The sequence below is a fragment of the Pseudomonas pichavaramensis genome, from assembly GCF_050473265.1.
Taxonomy (GTDB): Bacteria; Pseudomonadota; Gammaproteobacteria; order Pseudomonadales; family Pseudomonadaceae; genus Aquipseudomonas.
In genome coordinates this window covers 84829-99917 of sequence record NZ_JBJKFJ010000013.1, presented here as the reverse complement: position 1 = coordinate 99917, position 15089 = coordinate 84829, and the positions used below count along the sequence as shown (strand labels likewise).

Annotated in this window: 16 protein-coding genes; 9 read left to right on the top strand and 7 right to left on the bottom strand. The window is 63.2% G+C overall.

Annotated features, from left to right (window positions below; translation table 11 throughout):
- Positions 1-100: 100 nt before the first annotated feature.
- The 7 genes from ACJRW5_RS19960 to ACJRW5_RS19930 all read right to left on the bottom strand — a co-directional run bounded on the left by ACJRW5_RS19960 (position 101) and on the right by ACJRW5_RS19930 (position 6798).
- Positions 101-592 (bottom strand): disulfide bond formation protein B, encoded by a 492-nt coding sequence (locus ACJRW5_RS19960; protein ID WP_484572233.1) that lies wholly within the window; start codon positions 590-592, stop codon positions 101-103.
- A 151-nt stretch (positions 593-743) separates the two neighbouring features.
- The gene (locus ACJRW5_RS19955; RefSeq protein ID WP_484572232.1) at positions 744-1991 is read right to left on the bottom strand and encodes a heme biosynthesis HemY N-terminal domain-containing protein; all 1248 of its coding nucleotides are present in this window, start codon (positions 1989-1991) and stop codon (positions 744-746) included.
- Positions 1988-3118: a uroporphyrinogen-III C-methyltransferase gene (locus ACJRW5_RS19950; RefSeq protein ID WP_484572231.1), complete on the bottom strand. Its 1131-nt coding sequence runs from the start codon at positions 3116-3118 to the stop codon at positions 1988-1990. The genes ACJRW5_RS19955 and ACJRW5_RS19950 overlap by 4 nt, the downstream gene beginning before the upstream one ends.
- A gap of 12 nt (positions 3119-3130) precedes the next feature.
- Entirely contained in the window at positions 3131-3904 is a 774-nt protein-coding gene (locus tag ACJRW5_RS19945; protein WP_484572230.1) for a uroporphyrinogen-III synthase, read from the bottom strand.
- Positions 3901-4839 carry a hydroxymethylbilane synthase gene (hemC, locus tag ACJRW5_RS19940; RefSeq protein ID WP_484572229.1) on the bottom strand — a complete coding sequence of 313 codons (939 nt, stop codon included), beginning with the start codon at positions 4837-4839 and terminating at the stop codon, positions 3901-3903. The genes ACJRW5_RS19945 and hemC overlap by 4 nt, the downstream gene beginning before the upstream one ends.
- Positions 4840-4972: 133 nt before the next feature.
- The gene (locus ACJRW5_RS19935) at positions 4973-5719 is read right to left on the bottom strand and encodes a LytR/AlgR family response regulator transcription factor (RefSeq protein WP_484572228.1); all 747 of its coding nucleotides are present in this window, start codon (positions 5717-5719) and stop codon (positions 4973-4975) included.
- Positions 5716-6798: a sensor histidine kinase gene (locus ACJRW5_RS19930; RefSeq protein WP_484572227.1), complete on the bottom strand. Its 1083-nt coding sequence runs from the start codon at positions 6796-6798 to the stop codon at positions 5716-5718. The genes ACJRW5_RS19935 and ACJRW5_RS19930 overlap by 4 nt, the downstream gene beginning before the upstream one ends.
- A gap of 233 nt (positions 6799-7031) precedes the next feature.
- Here ACJRW5_RS19930 and argH point away from each other — a divergent pair, with 233 nt between their 5' ends.
- The 9 genes from argH to ACJRW5_RS19885 all read left to right on the top strand — a co-directional run bounded on the left by argH (position 7032) and on the right by ACJRW5_RS19885 (position 15086).
- The gene (argH, locus tag ACJRW5_RS19925; protein WP_484572226.1) at positions 7032-8426 is read left to right on the top strand and encodes an argininosuccinate lyase; all 1395 of its coding nucleotides are present in this window, start codon (positions 7032-7034) and stop codon (positions 8424-8426) included.
- Positions 8427-8454: 28 nt separating this feature from the next.
- Positions 8455-8697, top strand: coding sequence for a hypothetical protein (locus ACJRW5_RS19920; protein ID WP_484572225.1), 243 nt, complete (start codon positions 8455-8457; stop codon positions 8695-8697).
- Between the two features lie 4 nt (positions 8698-8701).
- A complete protein-coding gene (locus tag ACJRW5_RS19915; protein WP_484572224.1) occupies positions 8702-9298 on the top strand; it encodes an AAA family ATPase in 597 nt (198 codons plus the stop codon).
- The gene (locus ACJRW5_RS19910) at positions 9298-9777 is read left to right on the top strand and encodes an N-acetyltransferase family protein (RefSeq protein ID WP_484572223.1); all 480 of its coding nucleotides are present in this window, start codon (positions 9298-9300) and stop codon (positions 9775-9777) included. Before ACJRW5_RS19915 ends, ACJRW5_RS19910 begins: the two co-directional genes overlap by 1 nt.
- 72 nt (positions 9778-9849) lie before the next feature.
- Positions 9850-10602: an endo alpha-1,4 polygalactosaminidase gene (locus ACJRW5_RS19905; protein ID WP_484572222.1), complete on the top strand. Its 753-nt coding sequence runs from the start codon at positions 9850-9852 to the stop codon at positions 10600-10602.
- 27 nt (positions 10603-10629) lie between these two features.
- A complete protein-coding gene (locus ACJRW5_RS19900; RefSeq protein WP_484572221.1) occupies positions 10630-10905 on the top strand; it encodes a hypothetical protein in 276 nt (91 codons plus the stop codon).
- Between the two features lie 83 nt (positions 10906-10988).
- On the top strand, positions 10989-11810 hold the full coding sequence (locus ACJRW5_RS19895) for a substrate-binding periplasmic protein (RefSeq protein ID WP_484572220.1): 822 nt from the start codon (positions 10989-10991) through the stop codon (positions 11808-11810).
- On the top strand, positions 11807-12061 hold the full coding sequence (locus ACJRW5_RS19890) for a TIGR02647 family protein (protein ID WP_484572219.1): 255 nt from the start codon (positions 11807-11809) through the stop codon (positions 12059-12061). The genes ACJRW5_RS19895 and ACJRW5_RS19890 overlap by 4 nt, the downstream gene beginning before the upstream one ends.
- Positions 12062-12224: 163 nt before the next feature.
- Entirely contained in the window at positions 12225-15086 is a 2862-nt protein-coding gene (locus ACJRW5_RS19885) for a class I adenylate cyclase (protein WP_484572218.1), read from the top strand.
- Positions 15087-15089: the final 3 nt, after the last annotated feature.

The following is a 15089-nucleotide window of genomic DNA, read 5'->3' as shown; positions in this document are numbered from 1 at the left end:
TGCTCGTGGGCGGGTACCATCAAGGCACCTCCACGAGAAATTTCATACGAGCGTTTGATACACAAACCACAGATGCTGCGGCTTGCCACAATAAGCATTCTCAATCGCGACGCAGTAGCTGCAGCAGGCAGAAACCGATCATGCCGATGAAGCCGAGCAGGCTCCACTCGGGGATGCTCATGCCAAACAGGGTCCAGTTGACTTCGGCACAATCAGCGCTGCCCTGGAATACCAGACGCACGATCTCCTGCATCGGTAGGGCTTCCATCATGAACTCGAGGCTCGGCAGACAGGCTTCCAGCTGATCGGCCGGTACGCTCTGCAGCCAGATCTGCCGGCCTGCGGTGGCCGCACCAACCACGGCGAACAGCAACGCCAGCACGGCATAAACGCGCCGCCCCAGGCGAGCCGGCCCGTGTACAGTCGCTACCAGGCAGACCACGGCGAAAAGCACGATGCAGATGCGCTGCAATATGCACATCGGACACGGCTCGAGCCCGACGACATGTTCCAGATAAAGCGCAGCCGCCATCAGCAGCACGCAGCCGATGAATGCCAGGAAAAACAGGGGACGCGGACTGGCCAAGTGCATGGTGGCTCCGGGAGGGAAATCGAGGGCAGTACGGTAGAGGAAAGCATGGGCGCCTTTCAAGGCGCCCATGGACATGCAACGGGCTATTCATCGCTCGGGAACGGCGTTCCGTCAGGGCAACAAGCCTGCCGCGGCAATCGGCCGCAAGGAATCAGAGACTGGCACCTTGCGGTTGCGGTAGCGAGGGCAGCCCCTGATGCAGCAGGCCAAGACTCTCCAGCAGCAGCTGGTTGCTGCGTTCCAGCTCGCCCAGTTGCGCCAGCAGGCGGGCCAGTTCGGCGCAGGTTTCCGGATGCCGCTCCAGCTTCAGACTGGTCTCGAAATAGTCCCGTGCCTTGCCCCAGAGCTGATTCTGCAGACACAGGCGGCCCAGGGTCAGCAGCAGGGCAGGATCCTGCGGATGTTGTTTCAACCAGAGCTCGGCCGTCTGCAGCTGGCGTGCGGGGTCGGCGCCACGCAGCACACCGTAGAAGCGCGCCAGACGACTGTCGTAGCCACGTTTGAGGGCGCTGCGCAGGACATCTTCCGCCTCTTCCTGGGCCCCCAGACGACGCAGTTGCTCGACATAGGTGGCGATAAGCTCCGGCTCATGACGCAATGACGCGGACAGTTGCTGCCAGGCCTGGGTCAACGGTTGCAGCGCTGTTTCAGCTTGCCCTTGACCGGCAAGCCCGGCATCAGCCAGGCGACCACGCCAGGTTTCGCGCTCCAACTCGTCCAGTTCGGCAGCGGGTAGGGCCTTCTCCTTGCGCAACTCCGGCAGCAGGCCAAGCAGAGCCGACCAGTCATGACGCTGCAGGTACAGACGCTGCAACTGGCGCAACACCAGGTGGTGCCCCGGATGCCGTTCACGCATCGCCTGCAGCGTCTCCAGCGCCGCATCGCTATCACCACGGCTACGCTGCAGTTCGGCATGGGTCAGGGCAATGGCCAGTTCGGCCTGAGGCTGCTTGTTCAACGCCCGTTCGAGCAATGCATCGCTCTGCTCGTACTCGCCAAGTTTATTGGCGGCACGCGCGGCCCCCAGGTAATACATCAATGGCTGGCTGTCGGCCTCGGCGGCACGCGTCAGCTGACGCTGGGCACGCGCCCAGCGTCCCTCGGCCAGATCCAGCATGCCCTGTTCGGAAGCCAGGCGTACCCGGCGCTTGCGATGCAGCCGCGACCAGGGATTGGCCAGGCGAGTCGTGCCGAGGAACAGGCGCAGCACCCATTTGATCAGGTAATAGAGCACCACCACGGCCAACAGCAGGCCGAGAAAGGCCCACAGCCCGGATTGATAACGGAAGCCCTTGTAGGCGAACAGCACGTAGCCGCGATCAGCCTGGATGGCCAGGCTGAGCAGGTACAGCCCTGCCGCGATGGCCAGCAGCACCAGCAGCCAGATCAGGCGTTTCATTGCGCCTCCCCGGCCGCAGCGGCCCCCTGCCGACGTTGCGCGTGCTTGCGCTGCAAGTAGGCTTGCAATGCATCGAGCGACTCGCTCAAGTCCGGCACCTTGACTTCGATACTGGCATCGGCCAACTCGGCGAAGCGTTGACGCAACGCGCGACTATCCGGGTTGTCCAGATTGAAATGGGCATCGAGGATCTCCTCGGCCTGCTTCAGCGACTGCCGGTACACACCTGTCTGACCATGCAGCGCGGCCCACTGTGCCTGCTCCAGCGCCAGCGACAGACTCAGACGAACCTGCGACAGGCTCTGCCCGGACAGCAGCGGCCGCACATTGCGGTCGGCGTCAAACTCGATGCGGAAGTACTGCGACAGCTCCTTCAGCCAATCGCTCCACCAGGCACTGCCGTCACCCTCGGCGGCCAGATCGGAGAGCACATCACCCTGCCCTTCCATACCCGGCGCCAGCGGGTTGAGCGTCACTGCCTGTTCACGCAGCGCGCCGAGTTGCAGGAACAGCCCGACCCGGTCCGGTCGTTCGGTGGTGCGCAAGGCTTCCAGACTACGACTGAGCTGCTCGCGTGCGCCGAAGGCGGCCGGGTCGTCCTGATCACGCAGAATCTCGTCGGCAGCGAGCACCAGCGCCTCGGCGCTGGCAACATCCTGCAGCGCCGACAGGCGCAAGGTGGCCAGGCGCAGCAGGTGCTCGGCCTCATCCAGGCGCCAGTCCTGCCGGCTACCATCGAGCACCGACTCCAGGCGCTGGCTCATGCGCTGCTGATCGCTCTGCACGCTGGCCAGAAGACGACGGCGTTCATCCAGTTCGGCCGCACTGGGCAGAGCCGACAGCCGCGAATCGAGACGCTGCGCCAGTTCGTCGACCTTCTTCGCACTGTCATCACGGGTGCGCTCCAGGTCAGCTGCTTGCTGCTGGTCTCGGCTCTGTATCTGCTGCAATTGCCAGAGACTCCAGCCGCCAGCACCTGCACCAGCCAGGCCAATCAACAGGGCGAGGGTGGCAAGGCCGGCGCCAACGCCTTTACCGGCGGCCTTCGCGGATGGAGTGGTGGTAGGTTCGACGGCTTCGCTGGCCGGTTTTTCTTCTGGCGTATTCGGGGTGGATGCTTCGCTCACGTATCCGTCCTTTTAGAGGGCGGCAGCCGGAAACTGCTCCAAAGCTGCCTGCAAGGCCGCGGCACTGGCGCCACGACAGTCCACAACGATTTCCGCACCCGCACTGCGCGCCTGCTCGGCAACACGCGGGCTGGGTACGAACAAGGGTAGCCGAGCCAACGCCAGCCAGTCATCGCCTGCCAGCTGCAGCAGATGCTCGAACCCCTGCCCACTGCTGACCACCAGGCCGTTGAGGCGTTCCGCCCGCACCCTTCGACCCAGCTCACCTGGCGCGTATTGCGGCAATGCGCGTCGGTATAGTGGCAGATAGTCGACTGCCACACCTTGGCCGCGCAAGCATTCGGCGAGAAATTCTCGGCCACCTTCGCCACGCAGGATCAGCACGCGCGGCGTATCGACGGAGGCAATCGCCTGCTGCAGCGCCGGCAATGCAAGCAGCGCCTCGCTGTCGTCGCCTGCCGGCGGGTAATGGCTGTCCAGGCCTGCTGCATCGAGTAGCGCGGCGGTCGCGGCGCCCACGGCGAACCAGGGTTGTACCGGCGCAGGGTACGGGCCGTACTGCTGCAACAATGCCAATCCCAGCCGGGCAGCCGGCTTGCTGACCACGATCACCGCGCAATAGCGCTGCAGATCGCGAAAACTGTCCTGCTGCTCGGATGTCTGCACCAGCGTCTCGATGGCCAGCAGCGGCATGCAGTGGCCAAAGATGCCGATCTCGGCAAGCGTCTGCGCCAACGCCGCACAGTCATCAGCCGGACGCGTCAGCAACAGGCGCCAGGCACTCACGAATGGCCAGCCTCACCATAAACGGCCTTGAGAATGGCATCCGCGCCCTGCGCCAGCAGCGCCTCGGCAACGCGCACGCCCAACGCCTCGGCATCGCTGCTGGCAGCACGATCCTCGGCACGCAGCAGTAAACCGCCATCGGGCTGGCCGACCAGGCCGCGCAACCATAGCTGGTCGTTCTCCAGCAATGCATAGCAGGCGATAGGCACCTGACAACCGCCATTGAGGTGCTTGTTCAGCGCCCGCTCGGCCGTCACGCGCAGCGCTGTGTCGGGGTGGTGCAACGGTGCCAGCAAGGCATGCACGTCGCTGTCGGCGCTGCGGCATTCGATGCCCACGGCGCCCTGGCCACCGGCTGGCAGGCTGTCCTCGGCGCTGATCGAACTGCGGATACGCTCTTCGAAGCCCAGACGAATCAGGCCGGCCGCAGCCAGGATGATAGCGTCGTACTCGCCGGCATCGAGTTTGGCCAGACGGGTATTCACGTTGCCGCGCAAGAACTGGATCTTCAGGTCGGGGCGGCGCGCCAGCAATTGAGCCTGACGGCGCAGACTGGAGGTGCCGACAACGCTGCCGGCCGGCAGCGCGTCGAGGCTATCGAAGGTATTGGAGACGAAGGCGTCACGCGGGTCTTCACGCTCGCAGATGCAGTACAGGCCCAGCCCCTCGGGGAAATCCATCGGCACGTCTTTCATCGAGTGCACAGCGATGTCTGCCTCGTTCTCCAGCAGCGCGGTTTCCAGCTCCTTGACGAACAGCCCCTTGCCGCCAATCTTCGCCAGCGGTGCATCGAGCAACTTGTCGCCGCGGCTGACCATCGGCACAAGCGTGACGCTCAGGCCAGGATGGGCCTGTTCCAGACGGGCTTTGACATATTCGGCCTGCCACAGGGCCAGGGCACTCTTACGGGTGGCGATGCGAATTTCGCGGGACATGGGGCAATTCCAGAAAACGGATTGCCGCGAATCATAACAGGCTAACCCAGTCCGGGCGCTGTCAGGCGGCCATCGGCCGCAGGGTTGTCGGTCACGGTAAAGGCAAGGACGCCCTGGCGTGCAGCACAGGGCGTCAGAGTGACTGCATCAGTTTACGCACACCCGCCACATGGCGGCGGCTGACCACCAGCGCATCACCATCGAGCCCTTTCAGGAACAGCTGGAAGTGCCCCAGCGGCGTGCGCTGCAGACGCTCGATACGCTCGCGGGCAACCAGCGCATTGCGATGGATACGCACGAAGCGATCGCCAAATTCGTCTTCCAGGGCCTTGAGCGGCTCGTCCAGCAGCACCTCGCCCCCTTCATGACGCAGGGTCACGTACTTGTGATCGGCAATGAAGTAGACCACCTGATCCAGCGGGATCAATTCGATTCCCTTGCGCGTGCGCGCACTGATATGGGTGCGCGGACCGCCGCCGGTTTCCGCAGCCGGCCGGGTCAAGGCAGCCAGTTGCACGCGGTTGGGACGCTCGGCCTTCTTCAACGCATCGCTCAGACTTTCGGCACGTACCGGTTTGACCAGATAACCGACCGCACTGACCTGGAAAGCTTCCAGGGCAAATTCGTCATGAGCCGTGCAGAAGATCACGGCTGGCGGGGCTTCGCGCTCGCACAGCCTGGCGGCTACCTGCAGGCCATCGAGGCCGGGCATGCGGATATCGAGCAAAACCACATCCGGCTTGAGGCTTTCGATCAGGGTCAGGGCCTCCTCACCATTACTGGCGGAAGGTTCAAGGACCCGATAACCCTCGAGCTCACCGATCATGCGGCTGAGGCGCTCGCGGGCAAGAGGTTCGTCATCGACGATCAGGACATTCATATTGCTCTGGCTTCCTGCGTGAGTCTCGCACAAGGATAGCGTAGACAGCTGTAGTGACGGCCGTCACGGCGCTCCACGCTGAGACTCGCGCGCGGCCCAAAAAGTGCCGCTAAACGCGCATCGATATTGCCCAGCGCCTGATGCGTTCCCCGTGACGGTTGCTGCTCGCCCCACTCTTCATACGGATTGCTGACACACAAGCTGAACATACCATCCTGGTAATCTGCCTCGACCCGCACCAGCCCGCCTTCGATTCGCGGCTGGATGCCATAGATCAGCGCATTCTCCAACAGAGGCTGCAAGGTCAGCTGGGGAATCGGCAGATCCTCCGGCACACCTTCGACCTCCCACTGCAACTGTAGACGCTCGCCGAGCCGATAGTGCTCGATCGACAGATATCGTTTAGCCAGTTCCAGCTCCTCCTTCCACGGCACCAGGCTGCCGGGCTTGGCCAGGCTGGCACGAAACAGATCAGACAAATCCAGCACCGCCTGCTCGGCCTTTGCCGGATCGAGGGTGACCAGGCTGGCGATGCTGTTGAGACTGTTGAACAAAAAATGCGGACGAATCCGCGCCTGCAAGGACTCGATTCGTGCACGCAACTCTGCCTGCTCCTGGCGACGCCATTGGCTCTGCAAGTAAAAATAGCGTAGCAGCAGCGCGGACATGATCAGGCCAATCAAGGCATGACGCAGGTAGAGATTGACCTCACCGCTGCGCGGTAGCGGCCCACCCAGCTGGTAATGATCAGCCACCGCCGTGCAGCCCAGGGTCAGCAATACCACCAGCATGCAACAGAGCCCCCCCGCCAACGCCGGACGCAAGCGTGCCAGCAGCGGGCGCAGCCGGCACATGACCGCTGCCGACAGCAGCACGATCCACTGCACGAACAGCGAAGTCAGCGCCAGGCGCACCCAGTCGAAACCTGGCGTCATCGGTTCGGCCAGTACCAACACCAGCACCAGCAGCTCAGCCAGCAACACCATGCTCAGCAGTGCTTCCGGCTGGCACAGTTCGGGGACGAAGAAATCGTCGACAACAGCGTTGTGATTGTTCTTGGCAAGCGATTGAGTGTGCATCGACGCAGTTTCCGTGTCGCCTCGTTGGCCGGCAAGCCAGACGGCTCCAGCCGGGCAAAATAAAGCACCGAAATGCCGCCTTCGCGGCAAATTTGTGAAGCAACCGACAATGCCACTCTGCGCCAGACGGCGAACGTGGCCCGGCGAAACGAGCGCCGACCCTGTTATTATCGACGCACTTTGTCCGCCATGCCGGCCGTCGACACGGCCCGCCACGATCCAGAGTCCGAACCATGAGCAGCGAAAAAACCAACCAGTCCTGGGGCGGCCGCTTCAGCGAGCCCGTCGATGCCTTCGTCGCCCGCTTCACCGCCTCGGTGGAATTCGACAAGCGCCTTTACCGTCACGACATCATGGGCTCCATCGCCCACGCCACCATGCTGGCCAAGGTTGGTGTATTAAGCGATGCCGAGCGTGACAGCATCATCGACGGCCTCAAGCAGATCCAGGGCGAGATCGAAGCCGGCCAGTTCGACTGGCGCGTCGACCTGGAAGACGTGCACATGAACATCGAAGCGCGCCTGACCGACCGCATCGGCGTCACCGGTAAGAAGCTGCACACCGGCCGTTCGCGTAACGATCAGGTGGCCACCGACATCCGCCTGTGGCTGCGCGACGAGATCGACACCATCCTCGCCGAAATCACCCGTCTGCAGCAGGGCCTGCTGGGTCTGGCCGAAGCCGAAGCGGACACCATCATGCCCGGCTTCACCCACCTGCAGACCGCCCAACCGGTGACCTTCGGCCACCATCTGCTGGCCTGGTTCGAGATGCTCTCGCGCGATTACGAGCGCCTGGTCGACTGCCGCAAGCGCACCAACCGCATGCCGCTGGGCAGCGCCGCACTGGCCGGCACCACCTACCCGATCGCCCGCGAAATCACCGCCGAGCTGCTGGGCTTCGACGCCGTAGGCGGCAACTCGCTGGATGGCGTATCCGATCGCGACTTCGCCATCGAATTCTGCGCCGCCGCCTCGCTGGCGATGATGCACCTGTCGCGCTTCTCCGAAGAGCTGGTGCTGTGGACCAGCGCGCAGTTCCAGTTCATCGACCTGCCGGATCGTTTCTGCACCGGCTCCTCGATCATGCCGCAGAAGAAGAACCCCGACGTACCCGAGCTGGTACGCGGCAAGACCGGCCGCGTGTTCGGCGCCCTGACCGGCCTGCTGACCCTGATGAAAGGCCAGCCGCTGGCCTACAACAAGGACAACCAGGAAGACAAGGAACCGCTGTTCGACGCCGCCGACACCCTGCGCGACAGCCTGCGTGCCTTCGCCGACATGGTGCCGGCGATCAAGCCGAAGAAGGACATGATGCGCGAAGCGGCGCTGCGCGGTTTCTCCACCGCCACCGATCTGGCCGACTACCTGGTGCGCAAGGGCCTGCCGTTCCGTGACTGCCACGAGATCGTCGGCCACGCCGTGAAATACGGCGTACAGACCGGCAAGGATCTGGCCGAGATGAGCCTGGACGAACTGCGTCAGTTCAGCGACCAGATCAGTGATGACGTGTTCGCTGTACTGACCCTGGAAGGCTCGGTCGGCGCGCGCGATCACATCGGCGGCACCGCACCGAACCAGGTTCGCGCCGCTGTAGCCCGCGGCCAGGAACTGTTGGCCACGCGCTGATCCGCCACCTGAGGGAAAAGGACTTCCCATGCTGGAATGGCTGCTGCACGGCCTGAGGCTGCTGCTTGAACGGGTCACCGAGCTGATCACCGGCTACCTCTTTTACGGCGCAGGCAGGCTGGTTCTGCGCCTGCTGACACTCGGCCGCTACCCAGACTTGCCACTGCGCGCAGCCGACCCGATGGGTCCGCGCACGGCCTGGGTCGCCGTTTTCGAGTTCTGCTGCCTGGCGGTCCCGCCCCTGACCTGGCTGACCTTCACTTATGGCTGATTCCATGGCCCCGATGCTTCATTCAGCTTCAGCGCTCGTCCCCGGCCGCCGCATCTCGGTGGTCGGCTGCTCAGGGGCTGGCAAGACCACCCTGTCGCGCCGCCTGGCACGACAGCTGGGCTATCGCCACGTCGAGCTCGATGCGCTTTATCACCAGCCTGACTGGCAGCCACTGCCTGACGAAGACTTTCAGCAGGCGACGCATGAAGCACTGCGGGGCGACGGCTGGATAGCCGAAGGCAATTATTCGCTGGTGCGCCCACTGGTGCGCGCGCGTTCGGACATGGTGATCTGGCTGGACCTGCCGCGGCACAGGGTGATGCGCCAGGTACTTTGGCGAACATTGCGCCGTCTGGTCACTCGGGAAAGCCTGTGGAATGGCAACCGCGAACGCTGGAGCAACCTGTTCAAGCTCAACCCGAGACAGTCCATCCTCGCCTGGAGCTGGACCCGCCACCCCGTGTATCGCCAGCGCTATGGCGAGGAAATGCGCAACACGCCTGCGTCATGTCGATACCTGCGGCTGGAGTCACAGCAGGCCATCGAGGATTTTCTGGCCAGCCTGCCACCGCGTACCGAACACTCTGGAGAAACGCCGTAATGTCTCTGAATATCCGCCCCGCCACCGCTGAAGACGCCGAGCTGATCCTGCGTTTCATCACCGAGCTGGCCATCTACGAAAAAGCCGAGCATGAGGTGAAGACCGATGCCGCCGGCATCCGTGACAGCCTGTTCGGCGAAGGCAGTACCACACACGGCCTGATCTGCGAAAACGACGGCCAGCCAATCGGCTATGCCGTGTACTTCTTCAACTACTCCACCTGGTTGGGTAAGCATGGTCTGTACCTCGAAGACCTTTACATCAGCCCCGAAGCACGCGGTCTGGGCGCAGGCAAGGCATTGCTGCGCCACCTGGCGCAACTGGCAGTGGCACGTGGCTGTGGCCGTTTCGAGTGGTCGGTACTGGACTGGAATACGCCGGCGATCGATTTCTACGAATCCTTCGGCGCACGGCCGCAGAGCGAGTGGACGACCTATCGCCTCAGCGGCCAGGCGCTGGAGGATTTCGCCGCGGGTTGAGTATCTCTCTAGCTGCGGTAACAACCCTGTCCTATGGTGATTACATCTCCTGCCACCACCCCCAAGGCCACCATGCGCACACTACTTGCTCTGATCAGCGTTCTCGCCCCTGCACTCGCTCCGGCGACCCCAATCACCATTCCCGCCACCGCCTCCTGGCACATGCAGCTCGACGGCACGCTACAAAAGCCCGATCGACAGGTCTACGACATAGATCTTTATGACACGCCAACGCAGACCATTACCGAGCTCAAGGCAGGCGGCCGAATCGTGATCTGCTACTTCAGTGCTGGCACCTGGGAAGACTGGCGTAGTGATGCCGCCAGCTATCCGCAAGCAGCTCTGGGGAACGAGTTGGACGACTGGCCAGGTGAACGCTGGCTGGACTATCGCCGCGACGATGTTCGCCGGCTGTTGGCCAAGCGCCTGGACCTGGCCGCCAGCAAAGGCTGCGACGGCGTCGACCCGGACAATGTGGACGGCTACAGCAACGACAATGGCCTCGACCTGACGGAAGAGCAGCAAATCGATTTCAATCGCTGGCTGGCGGAGCAAGCGCATAACCGCAACATGAATGTAGGCCTGAAGAACGCGGTAGAGTTGCTCCCGGCACTTTCCGATCACTTCGACTTCGCCGTCAACGAAAGCTGCTACCGCTACAACGAGTGCGACGGCTACAACTATATGCGCAGCCAGGGTAAGCCGATCTTCATCGCTGACTACCGCAAGTTCAACGACAAACTCTGCAGGAAAGCCGACGCTTCTGGCTTTCGTCTGCAGTTCTTCAAACTCAGCCTCAAGGGCGTCGGCACGCCCTGCGACTGACCACGCCTCACCAGAACAGGGAACACCATGAGCGACACTACTGAGCATGAAGACGAAGCCTTCGCCGAGGCAACGTTGATACAGGCCATCGAGAATCAGCTGGAAAGCGGTGAGCCCGCAGCGGCCAAGGCGGTCTACAACAAGCTGACGCTGGTGGGGTATGAGCGCGAGGAAATCCTCGAGCTCATGGCCCTGGTGCTCGCCCATGAGGTCGATGCCATGCTGCGAGAGGATCGTCCGTTCGATGCTGCCTGGTACGAACAGGCGCTGCGTGCCCTGCCCACGCTACCGGACGAAAACTGAGTCAGGATTGATCCAGGCCACTGGTCGGGCTGGCAAAGGACTTGCTACCTTCGCAGTCATTCCCGGCCATAAGGGCGCCATCCGTGATTGCCTGCTCGTTTTCACGACTCGTCACCGTGCTTGTCCTGTCGCTGTGGCTAAGCAGTGCCGGAACGGCCCAGGCCGATGCCCTGCGCATAGGCGCCGAAGACGACTGGTACCCCTACACGGCCCTGCGCGAAGGGCAGATCGTGGGCATGTCGGCAGACATCGTTCGCGCCGCATTCGCCGCCAGCGGCACCGCCATCGATCTCACCCCCTACCCCTACTCCCGCTGCATGGAGCTGACCCGCACCGGCAAGCTACCCGCCTGTTTCAATACCACGCCAGACCCTGACATTCGCGCTGCATACCTGCTGCCGCAGCAGGCACTGTTCACGGGCAGCATCATGCTCTGGGGCCGCGCTGGGGCAGAGCCTGTAGGCGATCTGTCAGAGCTCGTCGGCAAACGTGTCGCGGTCACCATCGGTTATACCTACGGGGAGCAATTCGACAACTATCCGGGAATCCAGCGCATCCCCGTACGGCGCGACATCAACGGTTTTCTGATGCTGCAGCGCGGCCGAGTCGATTATGTCATCGCGTTCAATGGCACCACTCGCGCCCTGATGCAGGAGCGTCCTTCCCTCGTCGGACAGTTCGCCCCCGTGGCCACCGTGCATCGTCCCCAGCTGTTCCTGACCTTCTCCCGCCGCCACCCCGACGCGCCCGCACTGATGCAACGCTTCGACGAGGGCATGCAGCGCATCACGCAGGACGGCACCTACATGCAAATTCTCGGCAAATGGCAGCTCGCCGACGGGCAGAGTGATGGGCAGGGCTCTACACTCCATGAACACCATAACGACAAGACGGAGTCACCATGAAGTCATTCACCGCTGACCTGATCGACGAACTGGAAATCCTCGCCCTGTACAACCTGGACAATCATCAGGAAGGGCTCAAGGTGCATAACAACGCCTCATTCAAGGCGCAGGGCGCAATCACTCGCCTCTATGAAAAAGGACTGGTAAGCCAGGCCGATGGCGGCTACCTGACTAGCCTCGGCATCGACGCCGCCGAGCATGCGCAAGCGCTACTCACCATCCTCTCGGCCCGCCAGGTCACGGCTGCCTGAATCCTCGCGACGGATTTTCCCCAAGCGCCGGTCCCATCACTTAAGCAAAGCCGCCCGCCGGCCGCCCTCAAGAGGCAAGCCAGGCGGGCGATATAGCGTCACAAGCACTGCACTGGCGAGCACGCCGCTGATAGGCTTGCACCATCTCCAGTAGAGTTCGAGCATGACGCGCACGCAGGAAATACGCCCCGACATCGACGACGGCATCGACCGCAAGGTTCTGGCCCAGTTGCGCGCGCGTTTTCTGCGAATCAACCAGGGCCGCCTGCAACGCGCCATGGAAGCGCTCTCGACGCGTCAGCAACTGGTGCTCAAGCTGCTGCCGTTACTGTTGCACGTCAACCATCCGCTGTTGCCCGGCTATGTCTCGGCCAGCACACCTGCCGGTCTAAGCGGTTTCGAGCCGGATGACGTCAGCCTCGCCGAAGTTCAGCGCCTGACCCGTTCTTTTGTCTACAAACCGCGCCGCGGCCAGGGCTCCGCGCCGCTGCACGGCCTGTTCCTGATGGGCAGCCTGGGCACGGTGGCGCAGGCCGAGCAGAGCGACATGGACCTGTGGCTGTGCCACGCCCCGAACCTGAGCGCTCAGGAACTGCAGGAGCTGCGCAGAAAGTGCGATCAACTGGAGAGCTGGGCCGCCACCCAGGGCGCCGAGGTGCATGTCTTTCTGGTCGACCCCCAACGCTTTACCCAAGGCGCGCGCGAAGCGCAGCTGACCTCCGACGACTGCGGCACCACCCAGCATTACCTGCTGCTCGATGAGTTCTACCGCACGGCAATCTGGCTCGGCGGGCGCACGCCGATCTGGTGGCTGGTGCCGGTCTACGAAGAGGCGCGCTACCACGACTACTGCCGCATTTTGCTGAGCAAACGCTTCGTACGCACGGAAGACGTGCTCGACCTCGGCAACCTGGCCCGCATTCCTCCTGAGGAATTCATCGGCGCCGGTATGTGGCAGCTGTTCAAGGGTATCGAGTCCCCCTACAAGTCCGCGCTCAAGCTGCTGCTGACCGAGGTCTACGCCAGCGAGCATCCGCAAGTCGAATGCCTGGCGCTGCGCTTCAAACAGGCGGTCTTCGAGGGCCGCCTGGACTTGGACGAACTCGACCCCTACATCGTCGTCTATCGGCGCCTGGAGGAATACCTCAGCGCCCGAGGCGACCAGGAACGTCTGGAACTGATCCGGCGCTGCCTGTACCTGAAGGTGAACAAGAAGATCAGCCGCCCGCCGACTCGCGGTCGCGCCAAGAGCTGGCAGCGTCTGCTGCTCGAACGCCTGACCAGCGAGTGGGGCTGGCAGGCACGCCAGCTCGCGGTACTCGATAGCCGTAGCCAGTGGAAAGTGCGCCAGGTTGCCGCCGAGCGCCGCGTGCTGGTCAATGAGCTGACCTACAGCTACCGCTTTCTTTCCCAATTCGCCCGCAGCGCACAGGCTGGCAGCTCGCTCAACAACCGCGACCTCAACGTGCTCGGACGGCGCCTGTATGCCGCCTTCGAGCGCAAGGCCGGCAAGGTCGAGTTCATCAACCCCGGCATTGCCCCGGATCTTGCCGAAGATACGCTGACGCTGGTACAGCACAGCACGGCCGAAACGCCGAACGAGCATCAGTGGGCGCTGTACCCGGGCAGCCTGGGCGCCCAGGAGTGGGCTGATTTCGCCCCCCTGAAACGCTCGCGCGAGCTGATCGAGCTGCTCGCCTGGTGCCATCGCAACAGCGTTATCGACAGCAGCACGCGCCTGTCGCTGCACCCGGGCAGCAGCGACCTGAGCGAGTTCGAGTTGTCCAACCTGATCGGCAGCCTGCAGCAGGCCTTCCCTCTGCCCCTGCCGAGCGTCGAAGAGTCCGCATTGCTGCGAGCCAGTGTACCCAGCCAGGTGCTGCTGCTGGTCAACGTCGGAGTCGATCCGCTGCCCCAGCACAGCCAGATGAACGTGCACATGACCACTGGCCGCACCGATGCGCTGGGATACTCCGGAGTGCGCGAAAATCTGGTGCTGACCCTGGATCAGGTCGCGCTCAACAGCTGGAACGAATTGCAGGTCAGCCGCTACGACGGCAACGATGCCCTGCTCGACTGCCTGCGCGACCTGCTCAACAGCTTGCCAGCGGGCTCCGCACCGCCCAAGGTCCAGGTACGCTGCTACTGCCGCAACCGCGCGCAGGCAATCGCTGAACGGGTCGAGGAACTGCTCAACGACCTGCTCAACACCTACATCGAAGGCATCCAGTCACGCTACCTGGTGCAGATCCGCCAGCACTATCACGTGCTTCGCCTTGCCCCAGGGCAGGTCAGTCATGCCGCACTGGGCGACCTACCCGCCCTGCTGGAACACCTCGGTGCCGAGCAGGAGGGCTACAGCCCACTGAACCTGGACCGCCACGCTCTCGATGGCAACGACCTGGCGTTGATTCTGCCCATGGGTCGTCCGCAGTGCATCCAGGTGTTCTACCGTCAACACGAGAGCAGCGGCGAGGCCGAACTGACGCTACTCGATGAGCGCAACGCGCTATGGCGAAGGCGCCTGCCCTTTCGTGATGAACAGAGCCTGCTGACCCCGCTGCAACGCTTCCTGCAGTCGCTGCAATATCGGCGCAACGCCATGCTGCCGCTGGATGGCAACGACAATGAACCCGCACTGGAGATTCTCTACTACCAGCTGCTGCCGGCTGCGCCGTTACGCGCCCAGCGCCTCGAACGACGGCCAGCGCCCGAAGCGCAGGTCAGCCATCCGTTCTACGACGTACAGGCCATTGTCGAACCAGGCGACGGCCGCCAGCACCACGTGACGCTGTACTGCAACCACCGCGAGTTCTCCGAGCTGGATTATGGTCGGGGCCTCTATCGCGCCGTTGCCCAGCATATCCTCGCTCAGCGCGCAGGGCAGGAGCGCTACCCCTGCTACATCACCGACCTCGATCTTTCCGCCGTACTGGCCGGACGACAGGCGCAAACGGTGCACTACCTGCGCTACAAGAGCGAATTGGAAGATGCGCTTAATAGCGCCCTGCAGCAGGTCACCTGAGAT